This is a genomic window from Hylemonella gracilis (assembly GCF_004328645.1).
Lineage (GTDB): Bacteria > Pseudomonadota > Gammaproteobacteria > Burkholderiales > Burkholderiaceae_C > Hylemonella > Hylemonella gracilis_B.
This window is the reverse complement of the sequence record NZ_CP031395.1, coordinates 3,190,009-3,214,210: the sequence shown is the minus strand read 5'-3', so window position 1 is coordinate 3,214,210 and position 24,202 is coordinate 3,190,009. Positions and strand designations below refer to the sequence as shown.

Annotated in this window: 13 protein-coding genes; 11 read left to right on the top strand and 2 right to left on the bottom strand. The window is 64.7% G+C overall.

The window, feature by feature from the left end; all coding sequences use genetic code 11:
* Window positions 1-106: 106 nt before the first annotated feature.
* A complete protein-coding gene (locus DW355_RS15005; protein WP_131281244.1) occupies window positions 107-898 on the top strand; it encodes a basic amino acid ABC transporter substrate-binding protein in 792 nt (263 codons plus the stop codon).
* A 161-nt stretch (window positions 899-1,059) separates the two neighbouring features.
* Window positions 1,060-1,812, top strand: coding sequence for an amino acid ABC transporter permease (locus DW355_RS15000; RefSeq protein ID WP_131281242.1), 753 nt, complete (start codon window positions 1,060-1,062; stop codon window positions 1,810-1,812).
* Between the two features lie 138 nt (window positions 1,813-1,950).
* On the opposite strand, the gene DW355_RS14995 is transcribed toward DW355_RS15000, so the two are convergent.
* Both DW355_RS14995 and gloB read right to left on the bottom strand, forming a co-directional pair.
* On the bottom strand, window positions 1,951-3,657 hold the full coding sequence (locus tag DW355_RS14995) for a transglycosylase SLT domain-containing protein (RefSeq protein WP_242671200.1): 1,707 nt from the start codon (window positions 3,655-3,657) through the stop codon (window positions 1,951-1,953).
* On the bottom strand, window positions 3,654-4,451 hold the full coding sequence (gene gloB, locus DW355_RS14990; RefSeq protein ID WP_131281240.1) for a hydroxyacylglutathione hydrolase: 798 nt from the start codon (window positions 4,449-4,451) through the stop codon (window positions 3,654-3,656). Before gloB ends, DW355_RS14995 begins: the two co-directional genes overlap by 4 nt.
* 37 nt (window positions 4,452-4,488) lie before the next feature.
* On the opposite strand from gloB, the gene DW355_RS14985 reads away from it, so the two are divergent.
* From DW355_RS14985 to DW355_RS14945, 9 genes are all read left to right on the top strand, one after another.
* Window positions 4,489-5,460 carry a class I SAM-dependent methyltransferase gene (locus DW355_RS14985; RefSeq protein WP_131281238.1) on the top strand — a complete coding sequence of 324 codons (972 nt, stop codon included), beginning with the start codon at window positions 4,489-4,491 and terminating at the stop codon, window positions 5,458-5,460.
* Window positions 5,450-5,926 (top strand): ribonuclease HI, encoded by a 477-nt coding sequence (gene rnhA, locus DW355_RS14980; protein WP_131281236.1) that lies wholly within the window; start codon window positions 5,450-5,452, stop codon window positions 5,924-5,926. Before DW355_RS14985 ends, rnhA begins: the two co-directional genes overlap by 11 nt.
* A gap of 179 nt (window positions 5,927-6,105) precedes the next feature.
* On the top strand, window positions 6,106-7,368 hold the full coding sequence (locus DW355_RS14975; protein WP_131281234.1) for an efflux RND transporter periplasmic adaptor subunit: 1,263 nt from the start codon (window positions 6,106-6,108) through the stop codon (window positions 7,366-7,368).
* 677 nt (window positions 7,369-8,045) lie between these two features.
* The gene (locus tag DW355_RS14970) at window positions 8,046-9,578 is read left to right on the top strand and encodes a ShlB/FhaC/HecB family hemolysin secretion/activation protein (protein ID WP_131281232.1); all 1,533 of its coding nucleotides are present in this window, start codon (window positions 8,046-8,048) and stop codon (window positions 9,576-9,578) included.
* The gene (locus tag DW355_RS14965; protein ID WP_165493208.1) at window positions 9,514-10,095 is read left to right on the top strand and encodes a filamentous hemagglutinin N-terminal domain-containing protein; all 582 of its coding nucleotides are present in this window, start codon (window positions 9,514-9,516) and stop codon (window positions 10,093-10,095) included. Before DW355_RS14970 ends, DW355_RS14965 begins: the two co-directional genes overlap by 65 nt.
* Window positions 10,092-11,825: a hypothetical protein gene (locus tag DW355_RS14960; protein WP_131281228.1), complete on the top strand. Its 1,734-nt coding sequence runs from the start codon at window positions 10,092-10,094 to the stop codon at window positions 11,823-11,825. Before DW355_RS14965 ends, DW355_RS14960 begins: the two co-directional genes overlap by 4 nt.
* On the top strand, window positions 11,822-15,067 hold the full coding sequence (locus tag DW355_RS14955) for a beta strand repeat-containing protein (protein WP_131281226.1): 3,246 nt from the start codon (window positions 11,822-11,824) through the stop codon (window positions 15,065-15,067). Before DW355_RS14960 ends, DW355_RS14955 begins: the two co-directional genes overlap by 4 nt.
* Window positions 15,064-23,556: a beta strand repeat-containing protein gene (locus tag DW355_RS14950; protein WP_131281224.1), complete on the top strand. Its 8,493-nt coding sequence runs from the start codon at window positions 15,064-15,066 to the stop codon at window positions 23,554-23,556. Before DW355_RS14955 ends, DW355_RS14950 begins: the two co-directional genes overlap by 4 nt.
* A complete protein-coding gene (locus DW355_RS14945; RefSeq protein WP_131281222.1) occupies window positions 23,553-24,188 on the top strand; it encodes a hypothetical protein in 636 nt (211 codons plus the stop codon). The genes DW355_RS14950 and DW355_RS14945 overlap by 4 nt, the downstream gene beginning before the upstream one ends.
* Window positions 24,189-24,202: the final 14 nt, after the last annotated feature.

Genomic DNA, 24,202 nt, shown 5'->3' with positions numbered 1-24,202 from the left:
TTCACCGCCAACAGGCACTGCGTCGGACAGGCCGGGGCGCTTGCAAACCAAGCGACAATAACGGTTCCGGTTTCTTTTTTGTTTCTCACCCCCTTCAAGGACTTTTATGCAAACCGCACAATCCAAACGTTCCACTCTCAAGCTGGCTGCCCTGGTGCTGGCGGGCCTGACCGTCGCCGGCCTCGCCGCCTGCGGCAAGAAAGAAGAAGTCGCCGCCAAGGCATTGGTCGTCGGCACCGACGCCGCCTACGCCCCCTTCGAGTCGCAGGACGCCCAGGGCGCAATCGTCGGTTTCGACATCGACGTGGTGAAGGCCATCGCCGCCAACCAGGGCCTGGAAGTCAAGTTCGTCAACACGCCGTGGGAAGGTATCTTCAACACCCTGGCCCAAGGCGACCGCGACCTGTTGGTGTCGGCTATCACCATCACCGCCGAGCGCAAGCAGACGATGGATTTCTCCAATCCTTATTTCGACGCCAAGCAACTGATCGCCGTGGCCGAAAAGTCCACCGTGGCCAAGTTCGCCGACCTCAAGACCCTGAAGGTGGGCGTGCAGACCGGCACCACGGGTGACGACGTCGTGCAAGGCCTGCTGGGCAAGGACAGCGCCAACATCAAGCGTTTCGAGTCCACGCCCCTGGCGCTGAAGGAACTGGAAGCCGGTGGCGTGCAGGCCGTGGTGGCCGACAACGGCGTGGTCGAGAACTACGTCAACAACAACGCCAACTTCAAATTCAAGACCGTGAGCGACGACGGCTTCACACCCGAACAGTATGGCATCGCCGTGCGCAAGGGCAACACCGAGCTGCTGGAGAAGATCAACAAGGGCCTGGCGGCCATCAAGGCCGACGGCAGCTACGACAAGATCCACGCCCAGTGGTTCGGCGGCAAGAAGTAAGCGGCACTTGAGAGTCAGATCAATCGGCCGAACCTGATCTGTATCCGGACGCGGCGGCCTGCGTGACCTAAGAGGTGTCACGCAGGCCGCCTGTTTTTCGGGTGAGTCGCATGCCCGATTGATCCGCAGCGATTGATTCACAAAGAAAGCAGCAGACGACCATGGATTTGCGCTGGAACATCCTTGTCGGGTACGCGCCCCTGTTTTACTCGGGGCTGAAAACAACCATTCTGGTGACGCTGGTGGCCATCGTGGCCGGGCTGATGCTGGGACTGCTGACCGGCCTGATCACCAGTTCCCGCAAGGCGCCACCGCCCCACTCGGCGCTTGCGCGCTGGGCGCTCAAGCCCGTGCAGTGGCTGGCCGTGGCCTACGTCACTTTCTTCCGTGGCACGCCCTTGTTCGTGCAGATTCTGCTGGTGCATTTCGCGCTCATGCCCACGCTGGTGCATCCCGAGCACGGCCTGTTGCTGGCGGGTTCTCTGGCGAGTGAATTCCGGCAGAACTATGGCGCCTTCTTCTCGGGCGCCGTGGCGTTGTCGCTCAACGCCGGGGCCTACATCTCCGAAATCTTCCGTGCGGGCATCCAGTCCATCCACCAGGGGCAGACGCAGGCCGCCTACAGCCTGGGCTTCACACACGCGCAATCGATGCGCTACGTGGTCGTGCCCCAGGCGGCGCGGCGCATGGTGCCGCCGCTGGTCAACGAAGCCATCATGCTGCTGAAGGATTCGTCCCTGGTCTCGGCCATCGGCCTGGCTGATCTGGCCCTGGCGGCGCGCACGGTGGCGGGGGCGTACTCCCGCTATTGGGAGCCCTACCTCGCTATTTCAGTGCTTTACCTGGTCATGACGCTGTTGCTGTCGCTGGCGGCCAAGCGACTGGAAGTGCCGGAGCACCAACGGGGCAAGTAGCCGCCTGGGCTGCGAACGGGAGAGGCGGATCAGTCCGGACTGGCGGTCTCACCCAAATCAAAGCGGCCGGGCTGCCAGCCCCGCCGCTTTTATTTTGTGCGCCTGGCGTCTACTCCGATCCCCCGCAGGCCGAGCGGCTCAGCTGTCCTTGCGCACCGGCGTGCCCAAGGTGGACGTGACGGGCATCCAGCGGTACAGCACGATGGTCTGACCGGGTTCGAACTTGTCGTTGACCTTCAGATTGTTCCACTCCGCGACCTTGGCTGCGGCAATGCCGTAGCGGCGCGCGATGACGCTGACCGTGTCGCGCTTGCCAGCCTTGTAGACCACGCGGCGCAGCTCGGTTTCGGGGAAGAAGTTGAGTTGTCCGTGGTCGGCAATGCGCTCGTTCACGTCGTTTTCGTGATCGCTGGCGCGCGGTACCAGCAGGGTGGAGCCGGCGCGGATGATCATGTGGCTCGGAATGGCGTTGGCCTGGCGCAGCGCCTTCTCGTCGATCTTGAGGCGCTGGGCCACCTCCGTGGTTTTCATGGTCTTGGGTGCGGTCCAGACCGTCCAGCTCGCCAACTGGCCTTTCTGCGACTCGATGTAGGCGCTCAGGTTCTGCTCGAACACGATGGCGTTGTCCCAGGGCAGCAGGATCTGCGGCGTGCCCGCCGCGAGGATGACAGGGCGGTGCAGAGAGGGGTTCAGCGCCTTGAAGTCCTCCAGCCCAACCTCGGCCAGTTCGGCGGCGAGTTCCACGTCGATGTCGCGCGTGATGTCCACGCTGTCAAAGTAGGGATGATTGCCGAAATCGGGCAAGGTGATGGCGAAGCGCGCCGGGTCGGCGATCAGGCTCTTCATCGCCTGCAGCTTGGGCACGTAATAGCGCGTTTCCTTGGGCATCAGCCGATAGAGAGAGACGTAGTCCGTCGGTTTCTTCATGCGCTTGTTCTTGGCGATGGCCCGGCCCACGGCGCCTTCGCCCCAGTTGTACGCCGCCAGGGCCAAATGCCAGTCCCCGAACATGCCGTGCAAGCGTTCGAGGTAATCCAGGGCGGCACGGGTCGAAGCCAGCACGTCGCGACGGTCATCCCGGAAGGCGTTCTGTCGCAGCTGGTAGACCCGGCCGGTGCTGGGGATGAATTGCCACATGCCAGCGGCGCGCGCGCTCGAATAGGCCAGGGGGTTGTAGGCGCTTTCGACGAAGGGCAGCAGCGCCAGTTCGGTGGGCATGCCGCGGCGCTCGATTTCCTCGATGATGTAGAAGAGGTACATGCGCGATCGCTCGATCATCGCGATGAACTCCTCGGGGCGCGCCGCGTACCACTGCTCGCGTCCTTGGACCAGAGGGCTGTCCAGGTCTGGCATGGCGAAACCTTGGCGGATACGTTGCCAGAGGTCATCCGGTGGTGCCAGGGCAATTACCGCGTGCGTGGCGGGCGTCAACGGCTTGGGCAGCGGCTGCAGCTCGATGGCCGGCACCGACGTCAGTGTGAGGGCCTTCGTGGGTGGAATATCCGGCGTCGACACGCCCGGGTCCGCCGTCGGGGTCGCGAGTGTGTCCGGCGCGGCGGTCGAGACCGGCGTTATGGGCGTGATCGGCGCGGTGCCGTTCGCGATCGTGTCCGGGGCGTGGGTGCCCGTGGCCTCGGCGGCCGATGCGGAAATCGTGGGGTCCGGGGCATTGCTGCGCCGAGTCAATGCGTCGGTCAGCGCACAACCGTTCAGGCCCAGCGCGAGCACGAATCCGAATGCCAGGGCCGAGAAGCGAGAGGGCGAGGGCACGGTGACGGTGACGGTGACCCTGCTGGCGCGACGGGACAGGCGGGAGGTCAGGCTGGAAGGTGGCAAGGATTTCATCGGAACTCGTTTTTCCACTGGCGCAGGGCGGCGAAGGTATCGACGTCGGCGGGCTGCAGACGGGTCAAGGCATGCGCGGCCGTTCGCGCGACGGCTTGAACGACGTCGGGGTGGCGGCTGCGCAGGAAGGGGTTGATGGCGCGCTCTTGCGCGAGCGTAGAAGGCAGGGTAGGCAGGCCACGCGCGCGCAGGGCCTCGCAATGCAGGCTGTGCTGGCGCAGCGCCTCGTTGGCGGGTTCCACGGCGCGCGCGAAGCGCAGATTGCTCAAGGTGTATTCATGCGCGCAGCATACGCGGGTGGCGCCGGGCAGGCGGCTCAGCTTGTCCAGCGAGGCCAGCATCTGCGCGGGCGTGCCCTCGAAGATGCGGCCACAGCCGCCCGAGAACAGCGTGTCGCCGCAGAAGAGCAGGGGTGAGGGTGGGTCGAGCGCCGCGCCATCCGCGCAATACCAGGCGATGTGACCGGCGGTGTGGCCCGGTACATCCAGCACCTCGAAACGTAGGCCGAGCAATGCCACCGTGTCCCCTTCACACACCCGGGTCAGGGGTTCGGGCATGTCTTCGCCCACCGGGCCGTAGACCGCCGCGCCGGTCGCGGCGCGCAGCTCGGGCACGCCGCCCACATGGTCTGCATGGTGATGGGTGACTAGAATGGCCCGCAGCGTCAGATGCCGGGCTTGCAAGACTTCCAGCACAGGCGCTGCCTCGGCTGGATCGACGACGATGGCCTGGTGCTGGTCATGCAGCAGCCAGATGTAGTTGTCGGTCAGCGCGGGCAGAGGAAGCAGCGGCACAGTGCAGGGTTATCTTGAGGAGACATGACGACAGGTCATGAGCGGCGAAATTATAGATTTGCAGTCCTGGTGTGAGACCCCCGCTGGCAGCTATCTCTTGGCCTGGGAGCGGGAGCAGTGCGAACGCGCCGTGGCCGACATCTTTGGCTACCACGCCTTGCAGCTGGGTCTGCCCGCGCTGGACACCCTGGCCGCCAATCGCATGCCCCACCGCTGGCTCGCCGGCTGCGGGCCGGCGGTGCCAAATGACGGAACCACCACGCCGCGGCCCGTTTCGCTGCACTGCGACTACGCCGCCCTGCCTTTTTCCGAGGGCAGTCTGGACCTGGTGACCTTGCCCCATGCCCTGGACAGCCACCCCGACCCACATGCCGTGCTGCGTGAAGTGGCGCGTGTGCTCGCACCCGGTGGGCGGGTGCTCATCACTGGCTTCAACCCCATGAGTCTATGGGGGTGGCGCCAGCGGCGCGACTGCTGGTGGGCGCGCACAGCGCACGAGGCAGGCTGGCACTGGTTGGCCGGCCGCTGCAATCCCGTGTTGCCCGCCGGGTTGGGGCTCATCAGCCCCTGGCGCCTGCGGGATTGGCTGCGGCTGCTGAATCTGGAAGTCGAGGAAACCGAGCCTGGCTCCCGCTATGGCCTGTGGCGGCCCTTGCTGCGCAGTGCGTCCTGGTTGCAGCGTTGGCGTTGGCTGGACGGAGTGGGTGCGCGCTGGTGGCCCGTGCTGGGCGCGGCGTACTGCATCGTGGCGATCAAGCGCGTGCATGGTGTGCGTTTGCTGGAGCCGCGCTGGCGCCGTGCTCCGAGCACGGCGCAGCAGGCGGCGCCGGCCTCCCTGGTGCGGCACCAGCGAGAATCGACGGTTTCGGGGGCTGTCGGCGCGGCTCCCGGGGGCTGGATGCCGGTGTCAACCTCGCATCGCGGCATGGATGGACAAGACAAAACACAAGGAAAGGACGGCAGGTTTGAGCCTCGCGCAACAACAAGCAAGCAGGGAGATGACCGTTGATGGGAGTCCGGTCGAGATCTACACCGATGGTGCCTGCAAGGGCAACCCCGGCCCCGGCGGCTGGGGCGTGCTGCTGCGTTCCGGCGGCGTGGAGAAGGAGTTGTTCGGTGGCGAACCGGCGACCACGAACAATCGCATGGAGCTGATGGCGGTGATCCAGGCGCTGGAGGCGCTCAAGCGTCCTTGCCAGGTCGTCCTGCACGCCGACAGCCAGTACGTGCTCAAGGGCATCACCGAATGGCTGGCCGGCTGGAAGGCCAAGGGCTGGAAGACGGCGAGCAAGCAGCCGGTCAAGAACGTCGATCTTTGGCAGCGCCTGGACACCCTGGTCAACGGCGCGCCCGGCCAGGGCGCGACGCACCGGATTGAGTGGCGCTGGGTCAAGGGACATGATGGCGACCCTGGCAACGAGCGCGCGGATGGGCTCGCCAACCGGGGCGTGGAACAGGTGGCCGGTCGCCGTTGAGTGGGGGATCTCCTCGCCTGCCATGACGTCATGTGCACGCCCTTGACTGAGGGTTTACATGGTTCTGGCATGCTTCCTGCCGTTGCAAGGAGCGTTGCCTAGACTGGCACCATCCTCCTGTCCTGTCGCCCGAAGGACGGATAGCGAACAGGCGAAACATTCCATCCAGATTGATCTTCATGGCTTCCAGACTTCTTTATCCTGCGATCGCAGCCCTGGGCATCGGCGTGGCCTCCGTCACGGCTTGGTGGTTTCAGCACCGCCAGACGGCCGCCACCAGCGCGACCATGGCGACCGCGCCGGCAACGGGTCCGGCCTCCGCCAGGCCTGCTTCGGCGGGAGGTGGCCTGCCCAGCGTCGAGGCGGCGGCGGTCGTGCTCGCGCGCGTCCAGGACGACGCCCAGGCGGTGGGCACCCTGCGCTCGCGCCAGAGCGTGATGCTGCGCCCCGAGGTTGCCGGGCGGATCGCAGAGATTGCCTTTCGCGACGGCGCGCGCGTCAAGCGCGGCCAGTTGCTGGCCCGTCTGGATGATGAACTGCCGCGCGCTGAGCTGAGCCAGGCCGAGGCGCAACTGTCCATCGCCCGCGCCAACCTGCGGCGCAACGAGGAGTTGGTGGCCCAGAGCTTCGTTGCTCGCAGCGTGCTCGACGAAAGCCGTGCCAGCCTGCAGGTGGCCGAGGCCCAGGCTGCGCTGGCCCGCGCACGGTTGGCACGCATGCGTATCACGGCACCTTTCGACGGCATGGTGGGCATCACCAAGGTGGACCTGGGGGAGTATGTGCGTGACGGCGCGGACATCGTCAACCTGGAAGACATTGAAGCCCTCTACGTCGACTTCCGCCTGCCCGAGCGACTGCAAGCCAAGGTTCGGCCCGGGCAGCGTGCCTATGTGTCGGTGGACGCACTTCCCGGGCAATCCATGCCGGCCGTGATCCAGGCCATTGATCCGCTGGTTGATGCCGATGGCCGCTCATTGGCGGTGCGCGGTTGCATCGACAACCGCAAGCTACTGCTGCGTCCTGGCATGTTCGCGCGTGTCACCACGGTCTTTGGCGCGCGCGACAACGCGCTGGTCGTGCCCGAGGAGGCGATCGTTCCGCAAGGCAGCAAGCAGTATGTGTTCAGGCTGGAGGCCCCCAGCCCTGGTGGCGGTGCGGGCGGCCAGGACGGCGATCCCGCCTTGCGCGCGGTGCGTCGCGTTGAAGTGACAACCGGCCTGCGACAGCCGGGTCGGGTGGAAGTGGTGCAAGGCCTGGCCGCAGGGGACGTGGTTATCACCGCGGGGCAGCAGCGCATGCGCAATGACGGTGCGCAGGTTCGGGTGGCGCAGATCGCTTCGGGCCTTGCAGCGGCCGCCAATGCGCAGGCCTTGGGTGGCATGTCCACCCCGCCGCGTTCCGTTGGTGCCACGCCGGTGGAACCTGGCAATCCCTGTTCCTGAGTTGCCGTGTCGGTGCGGGCGTGCTAACTGCACGAGGTCCCGTCATGCATGGTTTGCACGCCACGTAATTCACTGAATTTGTAACAATGAATTCGTAACAAAGACGGTGTTCTGGCACGGGAAAACCCGTCCGCGCAGAGGAGAAATGTGCAATATGTTGTGCTCTTGCACCGCAAGTGCGAAGACGCAGCTGCTTGCATCCATTTACCTCTGTGGAAAGAAAAGAATCTCTTTTACACTTCAAGGATATTGCCTGAGTAAATAACCACTTGCTTTGCTTGTCCCCTTGTGCCGGCGCTCATGACAGAACATCCCAGCGTAAAACACCGGGAAAGTGTCTTTGCGCCTCATCTCAACAAAGCTGGCAAGTACGGTATACGCGGCAAGTTCGCTGCGCGGAGGGCGGTATTCATGGCGTGCGCGGGACTGATCGTGGGCGCTGAGGTCTTTGCGCAGCAAACGCCGCTTCCCGATGCCTTGCAACCGGGGGCGGTGCGTCCGGATGCCTCCGCGCGCATCCCGCCGGCCCCCACGCCTGGCGGTTTGCTGGAAATCCCCCGCTGGTAGAGCGCTCCCTGTCGCCGGGTGAAGGCCCGCGTGTCCGGGTGGTGCGGTTTGACCTAGTGGATGCGCGTGATCTTCTGCGGTACGGAATCCGGCTCGAGGAGGTGCGTGACTTGCTCGGCCAAGCCTTGGGGGAGCAGCAGGCCGATGGTTTCACCATCGGTGAAATGGAGGCGGTGGCCAACCGCGTCACCAACTATTACCGTCAACGCGGCCTGATCCTGGCCAAGGTTGTGCTCCCGGTGCAGACGGTCAACGACGGCGTCGTGACCTTGCAGGTCATCGAAGGCCATCTGGGTCAGGTGTTGGCCGAGGGCAATGGCCTGTACTCCACCCGCGCGCTGGCGCGACCCTTTCACGATTTGCTGGGTGAGCCCGTGAGTCAGCAAGAAGCGGAATCCGCGCTGCTGACCCTCACCGACTACCCAGGCTTGGCCGTATTCGGTACGTTCCAGCCTGGCAAGCGGGTTGGCGAGGCAGACTTGCTGCTGCGCGTGCCCAATGAGGACCGCTTCAATGGCAATGTGCACATCGACAATCAGGGCAGCGAGACCACCGGGGTCTACCGGGCCCGTACCCAGTTGCACTGGAACAACCCGACTGACCATGCCGATCGCCTTTCGCTGACCTTGCAGCAAAGCGCGCAGCCCGCCAACAATTTCTACGGGGCGCTGGACTACCTGCAGATCCATGACGGCTTCTGGCAAGGGGGTGGCTTTGCTCGCGGCAACCGATTCACCGTTGGCGGTGAGTTCGCGGATCAGCAACTCAGTGGCTCGTCCGAACAGTATGGTCTGTACGTGAAGCAGGTCTGGTGGCGCAGCCGTGAAGGCAATTTTTCCACCCAGCAAGAACTCGCCTCCAAGTCCTCGTCGACCGAACGTTTCGGCGCCCCGGCCAACGAAGACAAGCTGACCGTGCTGAAGCTGAGCCTGAACTACGATTCGGTGGACACGCGCTACAGCGGCCTGAACTACGCAGGTCTGGAGTACAGCCAGGGCTTCAACGACCTGCTGGGCGCGATGGGCGACAGCAACAGCGCACGCTCTTTGGATCAAGGTCGGCGTCCGAGTCGCCTCAGTGGCGAGAGAACCTCCTCCAACCAGAACATCTACGCCGAAGGCGCGTTCAGCAAGTTGCTGGCTTTTTACTCGCGCCTGCAGAACATCACTGGCAGCTCGTCCGTGCTGCTCAGAACCGAGTTCCAAGTCTCGAATGATCTGCTGGTGCCGATGGAGCAGTACGCGGTGGGCGGCGCGGATCACTTGCGCGGCTATGACAGCTCCTACACGCTGTACGACACAGGTGGCCTGCTCACGCTGGAGTACATCTTGCAAGCGCCGGGGCTGGGCGATACCCAGGCCCCCTTCAGCGGTTTTGGCGGCGGCTGGCGTTGGCGCGATCTGTTGCAGATGTCCGTGTTCTACGATCATGCGCTGGGCCGCAAGAACAAGCCCTTACCCAACGAGCCGCAAGACAACTACCAACTGTCCGACGCGGGCGTGGGCCTGCGTTTCAACATCCCGAACAAGCTGAATTCACGGATTCAGCTTGCCTTTCCACTGACCGATGAAAGCGGCAATGAGCAAAGTGCAGCGGCTAAATCGGAGCCTCGGCTCTGGTTCGACCTCGCCTGGCTTTTCTGATCGGGTCACGCTGACCCGCATCACGCCCATCGCCCTGGCCGCCGCCTTGGCCCTGGGCGGCGGAGCCTTGCCCCTGCCGCTGTACGCCGGTCCCAAAGGGGGCACCGTGGTGGGTGGCAGTGGCAGCGTCAGTCAACCGGATGCCAACACCACCCAAGTGCAGCAGAACAGCCACCGCTTGGCGGTCCAGTGGGACAGCTTCAACGTGGGGGCGGATGAACGCGTCAATTTCTACCAACCGTCGTCCAGCGCCTGGGTGCTTAACCAGATCCTGGACAGCAATGCCAGCGTCATCCGGGGGCAGATCAACGCCAACGGCAACGTCATCCTGGTCAATGGCAATGGCGTCTACTTCAGTTCGACTGCGCAACTGAGCGTCGGTTCGCTGGTGGCTTCGGGCTTGGGGCTCTCCACTGAAAGTTTCATGGCCGGACAGCTCAAGTTCGAGCGGCAGGCGGGGACCAGCGGCCGTGTCGTGAACCGCGGTGTCATCCAGGCGGCCACCGGGGCAGCGTGAGCTTGCTGGGCGCCAGCGTAGAGAATTCCGGCACCATCATTGCCAACGCCGGGCGCATCCACCTGGGCGTGGGCGAGCGCATCACGCTCGACTTCGACGGTGACGGCCTGATGCGCTTCGCCGTGGACGAAGCGCTGCAAGAGCAGATCGATGGCCTGGACACGGCCATCCACAACAGCGGCGAACTGCGGGCCGAAGGCGGCCAGGTGGTGCTGGAAGGCCGCGTGGCGCGCGACGTGTTCGCCCACGTGGTGAACAACGAAGGGGTGATCAAGGCTGGGCGCATCGACAACAGTGGCGGCGTGATCCGCCTGGTGGGCTTCGGCGGCAGTGAAAGCTCGGTCCTCAACAGCGGCACGCTGGACGCCGCGGGCCGTGACGCATCCAGCACGGGCGGCCAAGTGCATGTGCTGGGCGAGCGCGTTGCACTGACCGGCAACGCCCTCGTCGATGCCAGCGGCGCCCAGGGTGGGGGTGAAGTCCTGATCGGGGGTGACTACCAGGGCAAGAATCCGGACATTCCCAACGCGGAGCGGGTCTTTGTGGGGTCCGGCGTGCGCATCAAGGCCGACGCGATCGAGCGGGGCAATGGTGGCAAGGTCATTCTGTGGGCCGATGGGGACACACGGTATTTCGGTTCGATCAGCGCCCGCGGGGGCGCCGCAGGCGGCAATGGCGGATTCGCCGAAGTGTCGGGCAAGCAACGTCTGGCGTTCTCGGGTCAGGTGGATCTCTCGGCCGCCCAGGGGCAACTGGGCTCCTTGCTGCTGGACCCGGACAATCTTTATATCTCCGACACCGATCCTGCTGCGGGGCAACTTGAACTCGTCTCCGGTCCTTTCGAAGCCAATGACCACATCGATGACTATTGGGTGAATACCGCGACCCTGGCCGCCGTCACGGGGAACGTCACCTTGCTCGCGGGTAACGACGTCATCTTCCTGAGTGACCTGAGCATGGCTGCTCAGGGCGCGGCGGACACCCTGACCGTGGATGCCGGCAATGCGATCACCATGAATGGCCATGGGATCACGACTGATGGAAGTGTCTCCATGACGGCCGGTGCGGGCGGGGTCACGGGCATCGGGACATCGAGCGTGGGCGTGGACTTCACGATCAATTCTGGTGGGGCCGTCAGTCAAAGCGGGGCGATCGAGACACTTGCATTGAACATCACTGCAGTGGGTGGCATTGTTCTCAATGCGGCGAACCAGGTCGGGAGCTTCGATGCGACGAACACGGGGGCTGGCGACATCCAGTTCACCAACACGGCCACGACGCTGACGGCCACGATCAGTCAGAGCGGGGGTGGCGACGTCGTGATCGACAACACCGGTGCGCTGGAATTGGGCACCACCACGGTCTCTGACGGGGGCGACCTGACATTGACCGCGACGGGGGCAATCAGCCAGACCGGTGCGCTGACGATCGCAGGTACGACAACGCTGGCAGCGGGTGCGAATTCAATCACGCTGGACGACACCGGCAATGACTTTGGCGGACTGCTGACGATCACCAGTGGCGCGGCGGTGGCGCTGAAAGATCAAAACGCGCTGACGGTGATGTCGACGTCGACCACGGGAGTGGCGGTTCTGACGGCAGGCGGCGACCTGGCGGTAAGCGGAGATTTTGATGATGACCTGACGACCGTGACGACCGGCACCGGGACGACGGATTTCGGTGCCACCACGGTGGGGGGGATCTTGGGGTCACAAGCGCTGGGGCGGTGACCCAGAGCGGCGTGTTGAGCGTGACGGGCGCGACCACGATCGGCGCTGCGAGTCAGTCGATCACACTGCTCAACGCGAGCAATAACTTTGGCGGCGCGGTGGCGCTGACGGGCGGGACGACGAAGATCGCGAGCGGCGGCGCCTTGACCCTCGGGGCGCTCAATACCGGAGCGCTGACGGTGATCAGCACGGGGGATCTGAACCTGGGCAGTGGCACCATCGGTGGGGCGCTCACTGTGAACAGCAACGATGGCGAGGTCACGCAGGCAGGGGCGCTGAGCGTGACAGGCTTGAGCACGCTCGATGCCGGTGCAGGTGCGATCACCTTGGACAACGCCAACAATGACTTTGGCAGCACGGTCACGATCGCCAGCGCAGGGGTGGTGACGCTGAAGGATCAGAACGCGCTGGCGGTGGTGTCGACGTCGACGACGGGCGCAGCGGCTCTGACTGCGGGTGGCAACCTGACGGTGAGCGGCACGTTCGGCAACAACCTGACGACCGCGACAACAGGTACTGGCACGACCAGTTTCGGGCTCACCAGCGTGGGCGGGGCCCTGGATGTCACAAGTGCGAATGCGGTCGGCCAGACCGGGGCCTTGAGCGTGACGGGAGCGTCGTCGATCGACGCAGGCAGCGCCACCGTCATCTTGAACAACAGCAGCAACAACTTTGTTGGTGCGGTGGGTCTGACGGGTGGGATCACGCAGATCACGGACGCGAACGCGTTGACATTGGGGGCTCTCAACACCGGAGCGCTGACGGTGATCACGACCGGTGATTTGGATCTGGGCAGTGGCGCGATCGGCGGCGCGCTCAATGTGACGAGCAACAACGGTGTCGTCACGCAGGCAGGAGCGCTGAGCGTGACAGGCTTGAGCACGCTCAATGCCGGGACCGGCGCCATCACCTTGGGCAACACCGGCAATGACTTTGTCGACACGGTCACGATCACCAGCGCAGGCGCGTTGACGCTGAAAGATCAGAACACGTTGACGGTGGTGTCGACATTGACCACCGGTACGGCGAATCTGACTGCTGCGGACAACCTGGTGCTGAGCGGCATGTTTGGCAGCAGCTTGACGACCACGACGACAGGCACGGGGACGACGGAGTTCGGCACGACGAGTGCGACGAGCCTGGACGTGACCAGCGCTGGTGCGGTGACTGACACGGGTAATCTGAGCATCACGGGCACGACGACGCTGGCGGCGGGCACGAACGCGGTCACGCTGAACAACGCGAATAATTTCGGCGGGACGGTGACGATCACCAGCGCTGGGGCGGTGACGCTGAACGATACGAACGCGTTGACGGTGGTGTCGACGTCAACGACGGGTGCGGCGAACCTGACGGCTGGGGGCAACCTGGCGGTGAGCGGGACGTTCGGCAACAACCTGACGACCACGACGACGGGCACGGGCACGACGAGCTTCGGGACCACGAGCGTGGGTGGCAACCTGGGAGTGACGAGCACCGGGGCGGTGAGCGACACGGGCAGCGTGAGCGTCACAGGCACGACGACGCTGGCGGCGGGCACGAACGCGGTCACGCTGGACAACGCGAACGACTTCGGCGGGACGGTGACGATCACCAGCGCTGGGGCGGTGACGCTGAACGATACGAACGCGTTGACGGTGGTGTCGACATCGACGACGGGTGCGGCGAACCTGACGGCTGGGGGCAACCTGGCGGTGAGCGGGACGTTCGGCAACAACCTGACGACCACGACGACGGGCACGGGGACGACGGAGTTCGGCACGACGAGTGCGACGAGCCTGGACGTGACCAGCGCTGGTGCGGTGACTGACACGGGTAATCTGAGCATCACAGGCACGACGACGCTGGCGGCGGGCACGAACGCGGTCACGCTGGACAACGCGAATAATTTCGGCGGGACGGTGACGATCACCAGCGCTGGGGCGGTGACGCTGAACGATACGAACGCGTTGACGGTGGTGTCGACGTCGACGACGGGTGCGGCGAACCTGACGGCGGGGGGCAACCTGGCGGTGAGCGGGACGTTCGGCAACAACCTGACGACCACGACGACGGGCACGGGCACGACGAGCTTCGGGACCACGAGCGTGGGTGGCAACCTGGGAGTGACGAGCACCGGGGCGGTGAGCGACACGGGCAGCGTGAGCGTCACAGGCACGACGACGCTGGCGGCGGGCACGAACGCGGTCACGCTGGACAACGCGAACGACTTCGGCGGGACGGTGACGATCACCAGTGCTGGGGCGGTGACGCTGAACGATACGAACGCGTTGACGGTGGTGTCGACGTCAACGACGGGTGCGGCGAACCTGACGGCTGGGGGCAACCTGGCGGTGAGCGGGACGTTCGGCAACAACCTGACGACCACGACGACGGGCACGGGGACGACGGAGTTCGGCACGACGAGTGCGACGAGCCTGGACGTGACCAGCGCTGGTGCGGTGACTGACACGGGTAATCTGAGCATCACAGGCACGACGACGCTGGCGGCGGGCACGAACGCGGTCACGCTGGACAACGCGAATAATTTCGGCGGGACGGTGACGATCACCAGCGCTGGGGCGGTGACGCTGAACGATACGAACGCGTTGACGGTGGTGTCGACATCGACGACGGGTGCGGCGAACCTGACGGCTGGGGGCAACCTGGCGGTGAGCGGGACGTTCGGCAACAACCTGACGACCACGACGACGGGCACGGGCACGACGAGCTTTGGGACCACGAGCGTGGGAGGTGCCCTGGATGTGACGAGCGCTGGGGCGGTGAGTCAGAGCGGAGCGCTGAGCGTGGCGACCACGAGCGCGATCAACGCGGGTAGCGCGGCGATCACGCTGACCAACAGCAGCAACAATTTTGTGGGTGCGGTGGGTCTGACGGGTGGGATCACGCAGATCACGGACACGAACGCGCTGACGCTGGGGGTTCTCAACACGGGTGCGCTGACGGTGGTGAGCACGGGTGCGCTGAACCTGGGAAGCGGCACGGTGGGAGGTGCGCTGAGCGCGACCAGCAATGGTGGCGCGATGACGCAAACGGGTGCACTGACGATCACGGGCACGAACACGAGCACATTCAACGCGGGTTCGGGGTCGGTCACGCTGGGTAGCGCGAACGACTTCGGCGGGACGGTGACGATCACCAGCGCTGGGGCGGTGACGCTGAACGATACGAACGCGTTGACGGTGGTGTCGACGTCGACGACGGGTGCGGCGAACCTGACGGCGGGGGCAACCTGGCGGTGAGCGGGACGTTCGGCAACAACCTGACGACCACGACGACGGGCACGGGGACGACGAGCTTCGGGACCACGAGCGTGGGAGGTGCCCTGGATGTGACGAGCGCTGGGGCGGTGAGTCAGAGCGGAGCGCTGAGCGTGGCGACCACGAGCGCGATCAACGCGGGTAGCGCGGCGATCACGCTGACCAACAGCAGCAACAATTTTGTGGGTGCGGTGGGTCTGACGGGTGGGATCACGCAGATCACGGACACGAACGCGCTGACGCTGGGGGTTCTCAACACGGGTGCGCTGACGGTGGTGAGCACGGGTGCGCTGAACCTGGGAAGCGGCACGGTGGGAGGTGCGCTGAGCGCGACCAGCAATGGTGGTGCGATGACGCAAACGGGTGCGCTGACGATCACGGGCACGAACACGAGCACATTCAACGCGGGTTCGGGGTCGGTCACGCTGGGTAGCGCGAACGACTTCGGCGGGACGGTGACGATCACCAGCGCTGGGGCGGTGACGCTGAACGATACGAACGCGTTGACGGTGGTGTCGACGTCGACGACGGGTGCGGCGAACCTGACGGCGGGGGCCAACCTGGTGGTGAGCGGGACGTTCGGAAACAACCTGACGACCACGACGACAGGCACGGGGACGACGGAGTTCGGCACGACGAGTGCGACGAGCCTGAATGTGACCAGCGCTGGTGCGGTGACTGACACGGGTAATCTGAGCATCACGGGCACGACGACGTTGGCGGCGGGCACGAACGCGGTCACGCTGGACAACGCGAACAACTTTGGCGGGACGGTGACGATCACCAGCGCTGGGGCGGTGACGCTGAACGATACGAACGCGTTGACGGTGGTGTCGACATCGACGACGGGTGCGGCGAACCTGACGGCTGGGGGCAACCTGGCGGTGAGCGGGACGTTCGGCAACAACCTGACGACCACGACGACGGGCACGGGCACGACGAGCTTTGGGACCACGAGCGTGGGAGGTGCCCTGGATGTGACGAGCGCTGGGGCGGTGAGTCAGAGCGGAGCGCTGAGCGTGGCGACCACGAGCGCGATCAACGCGGGTAGCGCGGCGATCACGCTGACCAACAGCAGCAACAACTTTGTGGGTGCGGTGGGTCTGACGGGTGGGATCACGCAGATCACGGACACGAACGCGCTGACGCTGGGGGTTCTCAACACGGGTGCGCTGACGGTGGTGAGCACGGGTGCGCTGAACCTGGGAAGCGGCACGGTGGGCGGTGCGCTGAGCGCGACCAGCAATGGTGGCGCGATGACGCAAACGGGTGCACTGACGATCACGGGCACGAACACGAGCACATTGAGCGCGGGTGCGGGGTCGATCACGCTGGGCAGCGCGAACGACTTCGGCGGGACGGTGACGATCACCAGCGCTGGGGCGGTGACGCTGAACGATACGAACGCGCTGACGGTGGTGTCGACGTCGACGACGGGTGCGGCGAACCTGACGGCTGGGGGCAACCTGGCGGTGAGCGGGACGTTCGGCAACAACCTGACGACCACGACGACAGGCACGGGGACGACGAGCTTCGGGACCACGAGCGTGGGAGGTGCCCTGGATGTGACGAGCGCTGGGGCGGTGAGTCAGAGCGGAGCGCTGAGCGTGGCGACCACGAGCGCGATCAACGCGGGTAGCGCGGCGATCACGCTGACCAACAGCAGCAACAACTTTGTGGGTGCGGTGGGTCTGACGGGTGGGATCACGCAGATCACGGACACGAACGCGCTGACGCTGGGGGTTCTCAACACGGGTGCGCTGACGGTGGTGAGCACGGGTGCGCTGAACCTGGGAAGCGGCACGGTGGGAGGTGCGCTGAGCGCGACCAGCAATGGTGGCGCGATGACGCAAACGGGTGCACTGACGATCACGGGCACGAACACGAGCACATTCAACGCGGGTTCGGGGTCGATCACGTTGGGTAGCGCGAACGACTTTGGCGGGACGGTGACGATCACCAGCGCTGGGGCGGTGACGCTGAACGATACGAACGCGCTGACGGTGGTGTCGACGTCGACGACGGGTGCGGCGAACCTGACGGCTGGGGGCAACCTGGCGGTGAGCGGGACGTTCGGCAACAACCTGACGACCACGACGACGGGCACGGGGACGACGGAGTTCGGCACGACGAGTGCGACGAGCCTGGACGTGACCAGCGCTGGTGCGGTGACTGACACGGGTAATCTGAGCATCACAGGCACGACGACGCTGGCGGCGGGCACGAACGCGGTCACGCTGGACAACGCGAACAACTTTGGCGGGACGGTGACGATCACCAGCGCTGGGGCGGTGACGCTGAACGATACGAACGCGCTGACGGTGGTGTCGACGTCGACGACGGGTGCGGCGAACCTGACGGCGGGGGGCAACCTGGCGGTGAGCGGGACGTTCGGCAACAACCTGACGACCACGACGACGGGCACGGGGACGACGAGCTTCGGGACCACGAGCGTGGGAGGTGCCCTGGATGTGACGAGCGCTGGGGCGGTGAGTCAGAGCGGAGCGCTGAGCGTGGCGACCACGAGCGCGATCAACGCGGGTAGCGCGGCGATCACGCTGACCAACAGCAGCAACAACTTTGTGGGTGCGGTGGGTCTGACGGGTGGGATCACGCAGATCACGGACACGAACGCGCTGACGCTGGGGGTTCTCAACACGGGTGCGCTGACGGTGGTGAGCACGGGTGCGCTGAACCTGGGAAGCGGCACGGTGGGAGGTGCGCTGAGCGCGACCAGCAATGGTGGCGCGATGACGCAAACGGGTGCACTGACGATCACGGGCACGAACACGAGCACATTCAACGCGGGTTCGGGGTCGGTCACGCTGGGTAGCGCGAACGACTTCGGCGGGACGGTGACGATCACCAGCGCTGGGGCGGTGACGCTGAACGATACGAACGCGCTGACGGTGGTGTCGACGTCGACGACGGGTGCGGCGAACCTGACGGCTGGGGGCAACCTGGCGGTGAGCGGGACGTTCGGCAACAACCTGACGACCACGACGACGGGCACGGGGACGACGAGCTTCGGGGTCACGAGCGTGGGTGGCAACCTGGGAGTGACGAGCGCAGGTGCGGTGAGCGACACGGGCAGCGTGAGCGTCACAGGCACGACGACGCTGGCGGCGGGCACGAACGCGGTCACGCTGGACAACGCGAACGACTTCGGCGGGACGGTGACGCTCACCAGTGCTGGGGCGGTGACGCTGAACGATACGAACGCGTTGACGGTGGTGTCGACGTCGACGACGGGTGCGGCGAACCTGACGGCTGGGGGCAACCTGGCGGTGAGCGGGACGTTCGGCAACAACCTGACGACCACGACGACGGGTACGGGCACGACGAGCTTCGGGGTCACGAGCGTGGGTGGCAACCTGGGTGTGACGAGCGCAGGTGCGGTGAGCGACACGGGCAGCGTGAGCGTCACAGGCACGACGACGCTGACCGCGGGTGCGAACGCGATCACGCTGGACAACGCTGGCAACAGTTTCGGCGGTGCCGTGACCGCCAACGGCACCAGCGTCACAATCGACGGTGGCACCGGCAGTCTGGATGTGGGCAGTGGTGGCATCACCGCCAGCACTGGCAACGTGGACCTGCGTGCCGATACGCAGATCAGCGCGACTGGCAACATCAGTGCCGTGAATGGAACGGTCATCTTGTCGGCGTCCTCAGCAGGTGCCGGTATCGTGCTGAGCAATTTGCCGCCATCCAACCGGATCATTGCGGATACCCTGCAAATCGGTCGTACCGGTCAAACAGGTGTGATTTCCTTGGGGGGGAACTTCTCGACTGGCAGCAACCTGACCTTCGCGCAGGCGGTGAGGCTGACGACGGATGTCACGCTGAACACTAGTTCAGGCAACGGCAACATCAACTTCAATTCCACGGTGGATGGCACCGCGTCGGGGCAAGAGGGGCTGACACTCAATGCTGGGGCCGGTGACATCGCCGTTGCGGGAGACATTGGCAACGGAACCCAACTGGAGTACCTGCGAATTACCCAGGCCCACGACGCCACGTTCTCGTCGCAGATCACGCTGGCCGGGGAATTCAAGCAAACGGAAGGCACCGGTACCACGACCCTGGACGGTGCCTTGACGGTGGGCAGCATTGATCTCAAGGTCAATCGTTTGGTTTTGGACGGTGTTGCCTTGAATACCACCGGAAATGGTGACATCACCCTCCAGGTGGACGAGTTGCTGTCGATTGCTGGCAGCACCAGTTTCAATGCGGGCACGGGGACAGTCACTCTGGCGCCCTTCACCAAGACCCGCACGGTGCACATTTGCAACAGCAATGTGGCGGGCTCGTGTGGCGGCACTTATGACACCACCTACGACCTGGGCAGCTTGGCCATCACTGCGGGAACCATCGGTTTTGGCGCGGTCGATCATCATGCCGTCATCACGCTGGAAGGAATTACCTTCAACTATGGCCTGTGGGTGCGCAATGACGCCGACATCGTTGTGGCAGGCAACCTCACGGGCACAGCAGGCAGCTCACTGATACTCGATCCGGGTGGTGCCAGCGGCAATGGTTCGGGAATTACCCGCCTGCAACCAGGGGGCTCCATCACGACCCAGGGCGATCAGACCTTCAAGTCCAACGTTCTGTTGAATGGCGATTTCACGCTGACCGCTTTGAATGGCGGTGACATCAATTTCAACGGCACGTTGACCGAGGCGACGACTTCCAGCTTGACCATCGCTCAAGCCGAGAACGTGACGTTGGATGGCAGCGTCACCCTGACGGGCGATTTCGAGGTGACTCAGGCCAGCGGAACCTTGACCCTGAGCGACGGCCTGCAACTGAAAGCCGGTTCGATCCACTTGAATGCCAATGAAATCGACCGTGGGGCGGGCAGCTCGCAGATCACGCTGGATACGTCGGACGGCAATGGCGGAACCGGTGGTGACGTGGCGTTGATCACTGACAACCTGACCATCACCAACCTCGATATCCAGGCGGGCAATGGCACCATCACCTTGGCGCCGCAGAATGCCAGCACGGCTCTGAGCGTTTGCAGCAGCGTCCTTCCCAATTGCGGTTTAACGGGCGCGGTCTATAACCTGGGCAACACCTTCACCTTCTCGGCGGCCACGCTCCAGCTGGGGCAGACCAGCCACAGTGGCGATATCAGCCTCTATTCCATTTCGCTGGCCTACGACCTGGCGCTGAACACCAGCGGCAAGATCAACCTGATGGGCGACGTCACCACGGCCCATGCCCTGGACTTGACGGCTGGCCAAGGCATCGAGGTGGGCGGTGGCGCTGGCGTGACCCGCCTGTTCACGATCAACAACGGCGGCGTCGTCAGTTTCAACTCCGCGCTGAATGCCGCCGCGGCGAACACGGAGAGCCTGAGCATCGTGACCACGGGCGATGGCAATACGGTGTTCAGCCAGGCGGTAGGCGGGCTTGCCCGTCTGGCCAACTTCAACGTGAATGGCCAGATCAACAATGGCGGCCAGGCCCTCAGCATCAACGCAGGCAGCATCAACCTCTCCAGCACCACGACCTTGACCAGCACCAATGGCGGGGGCATGACCTTTGCTGGCGGGCTGAATGCCGCGAATGGCAGCCTGCTGGTGGGCAACGTCACCTTCAATGCCATTGAGCTGGAAGGCCACATCCACAGCACGGGCACCCAGACCTACAACGGTGCCGTGACCCTGGACGGCGCGACGACATTGACGGCACGCAATGCCGGCAACGTGCTGCAAGCCATCAACTTCAATGGCACGCTCGACGGCCTGGGGCAAGGGCTGGTGATCAACGGCAACTGGAACCTGCAGGCTGCGGCGACGGGCTTGAGCAGCCTGAGCGTGACCGGCACGAGCACGCTGGGTGCCGACGTGACGACGACAGGCGCGCAGACCTACACTGGTGCGGTGTCGCTGGCGACAGGCACGCGCACGCTGACGGCGGGCAGCGGCCAATTGATCGACATGCAGGGCGGGCTCTTAGGCGGCGGGCTGGGCTTGAACATCGCGACGGCCAACTGGAAGCTCGCCGGCAATGCCACCGGGCTGAGCAGCCTGAACGTGGCCGGCACGAGCACGCTGGCGGGTGATGTGACCACCACGGGGGCCCAGACGTATTTCGGCACGGTGACCTTGGCGGGCGCGGGGACGCGCGAGCTGCGGGCGGGCAGCGGGCAGCTGGTCGACATGCGGGCCGGGCTCACGGGTGCTGGACGGGGCCTGAACATTGCCACGGGCAACTGGAAGCTGACCGGCAACGCGACGGGCCTGGGCAGCTTGAACGTGGCCGGCACCAGCACGATGGCGGGCGACGTCATCACGACCGGCAATCAGAGCTATTCCGGTGCAGTCACCGTGCAGGGGACCCACACCCTCCAAGCCGGTGGCAGCTTGACCCTGCTGGACACGGTGACTGCGGATGCCGGCCTCACGCTGGCGGCTGCTGACCTGTATGCCGAGGACACGGTGTCGGCGGCGCAGGATATGACGCTGACGCTGCAGAACAACCTGACGCACGATGCCGATGGCGTGACGTTGCAGGCTGGAACGGGTGGATCCGGCGTGTTGACTTTGCGTGTCAACCAAGCGAACAACAGTGCTGGTGTCACCCTCGACCTGAACGGGCTGGACCTGTCTGGCACCAGCGTCGTGCTGGCGGGCAGTGGCCGAGACACGCTGCAAGGCTATACCTCGGGGTCAGGAACTTGGTCGGTGACCGGCAACGGCAGCGGCAGTCTGACGCATGCGGACATTGGCACCAGCTCGAATGTTGCCGGCTTCAGCGGCTTTTCCACGCTGGTCGGGAGCGATGACGCAGACACCTTCAATGTGACCGGGAACCACGCAGGCAGCATCCAAGGGCTGGCCGGCAACGACATCCTGCGTCTATTGGGTTCAGGCACGGTGGGAAGTTTCGATGGCGGCAGCGGCTCGGATACCTTTGATCTCTCTGGCGCCAGCCATCCCCGCACCGTAGTGTGGGGCCAGGATTTCAGCAACGTCGAAACCTTGGTGGGGAATGGGGATGTGCTGCAGGGCAGCTCCTCCGCAGGCACGACCTGGAGCCTAACCGGGGCCAGCAGCGGCACGATCACCGTGGGCACGGCGGCCAGTTTCTCCGGGTTCACGCAGATCAACAGCGGCACCGGAGGCGAGAACATTTTCACCTCCAACGGTCAGTACAGCGGCACCGTGCGTTTGGCGGGCACCAACCGTTGGAATTTCACGTCGGGTGCGCGTTTGACCCAGGGCAACGTCACGGGCAACGGCAGCTTGACGATTGCTCAGCGCGATGGGCAGACCAGCAAGAGCAATTTCAGCATCAGCAGCAGCGATCTCTATCTGCCGAACTTGGCGGGCTTCACGGGCAATCTCATCATCGGTGGCGCCCTCACCCCGCCCAACCTGCCCCTGGATGGGGGCAGCACGGTGGTGATCAATGCCGATCGGTTGACTGTGGCGGACGCCTTGCTCACGGGTGGCAATCTGGTGCTGCTGGGCTCGGACATCGAGCTCACCGGCGCGGCGATCACGAGCGGCGGCAGCACCAGTCTGATCGCGGGGGGCAGCACTTGCAATGGCTGCGCGGGGCTGGGCGGCACTGGCGATCTGATCGTGTCGGCGGCCACCACTATCAATGCCGATAGCGGCCAGGTCATCGCGGCGCGGGGCATTCAGAATGCCAGTGCCTTGACCCTCAAGTTCAATGGTGGCGACTTCGAGTTGGCCGTGGCGGCCGGACAGGAGCAAACCTCCCAGCCCAACAGTCTGTCCACCGCGCGCAGTATTCCGCTGAGCACCAAAACGCAGGCCTTCGTCAACGGCCTGAACCTGCAGCTGGTCAGCGTCTCGGTCAGCTTCGCGAACCCGGCCGCCGCCATGCTTGGCGTGCGGGCCATCGAGGTGATCGACCTTGCCTTGTTCGAGGAGGACCTGACGCTCTTCGGTCGCTTGGGCGAGGGCGTCGCCCTGGCCTTCGCCCAGTGCGAGGAGGTGGAGGGCTGCACGCCCAACGTCACGCTGGAAGAGCTCAGCACGACGCTGAGTCAGATCCAGCTGAACATCCAGCAACTGGAGGCGGAGTTGCTGCAGACCAAGGACCCCGAGCGGCGCAAGCAGGTCGAGGCCTTGCTGGGCGAATACCGCAGCCGTCAGAAGGAGTACACGACCTACCGCACGGATCTCGCCGATTTCACCGGCTTCGAGGCCCAGTTCGAGGATGAATTCGGCAAGACGGGCGCGGCGGAGATCGACATGCAAGCCATGGAGCGCGAGGTGAAGGTGGTCGAAACCATCTATACCCGCGTGCGTTTCCTGGAGAACTTGCGGTTCAATCAAGAGCGGCGCAAACTGTTCGCCGAACGCACCGGCCTGGATCTGAACGACCAGCGCCTGAGCGAGATCATCGACAGCACCTTGAAATCGGCCACCCGTGCCGAGGCCCGCATCGAACGCATGCTGCAAGGGAAGAACGAGGTCGAATGATGATGGCGCAGGATCATCGGACCTGGATCAAGCCATTGGCGGCGCTGCCACCGGGTTTGGTGATCTCCTTCTGTTGCGTGGTTTCGATGGCGTCGGCCCAAAGCAAACCGACGACCGCGGTCCAGGCAACGCGCAGCGTGCCGGCGCGTGGTGAAGCCGGGAGCGAGACTGTCAAAGCAGAAAAGCCGGCGGAAAAATCGACGGAAAAGGCCGCCGACGCGGCGGTCGACTTGACGGTGGAACTCAAGGAGCTTCAGGACGTGCAGACAGGCCTGGTGCTGACCCTGGCCGCCTGCGGAGACGAGCCGCACTGCGTCTCGGGTGTCAATGACCAGGAGATCGTGGGCATGCAGGAACGGCTGCGCAAGGCGACGAATCGGTTGGAGCAGGAAACACCGGAAAAACAGGAGACACTGCGCCAGGCGCTGCGGGCGCTCCAGGATGGCGCGGACAAACTGCAGGCCTCGGTGTCGAAGGTGGAGACGGAAATTGACCGGACCAAGCTGGAGGGCAACTGGTCCGATCAGTTCGTGTTTGATGATTTCAATGCCGCGCCCGCGGTGCCCTTTCCGAATGAGAAGGTGCCCCTGGTGCGGTTCGAGGATGCCGAGCAACCTCTGCCGCTGGAGTAGGCATCGTGCCGACG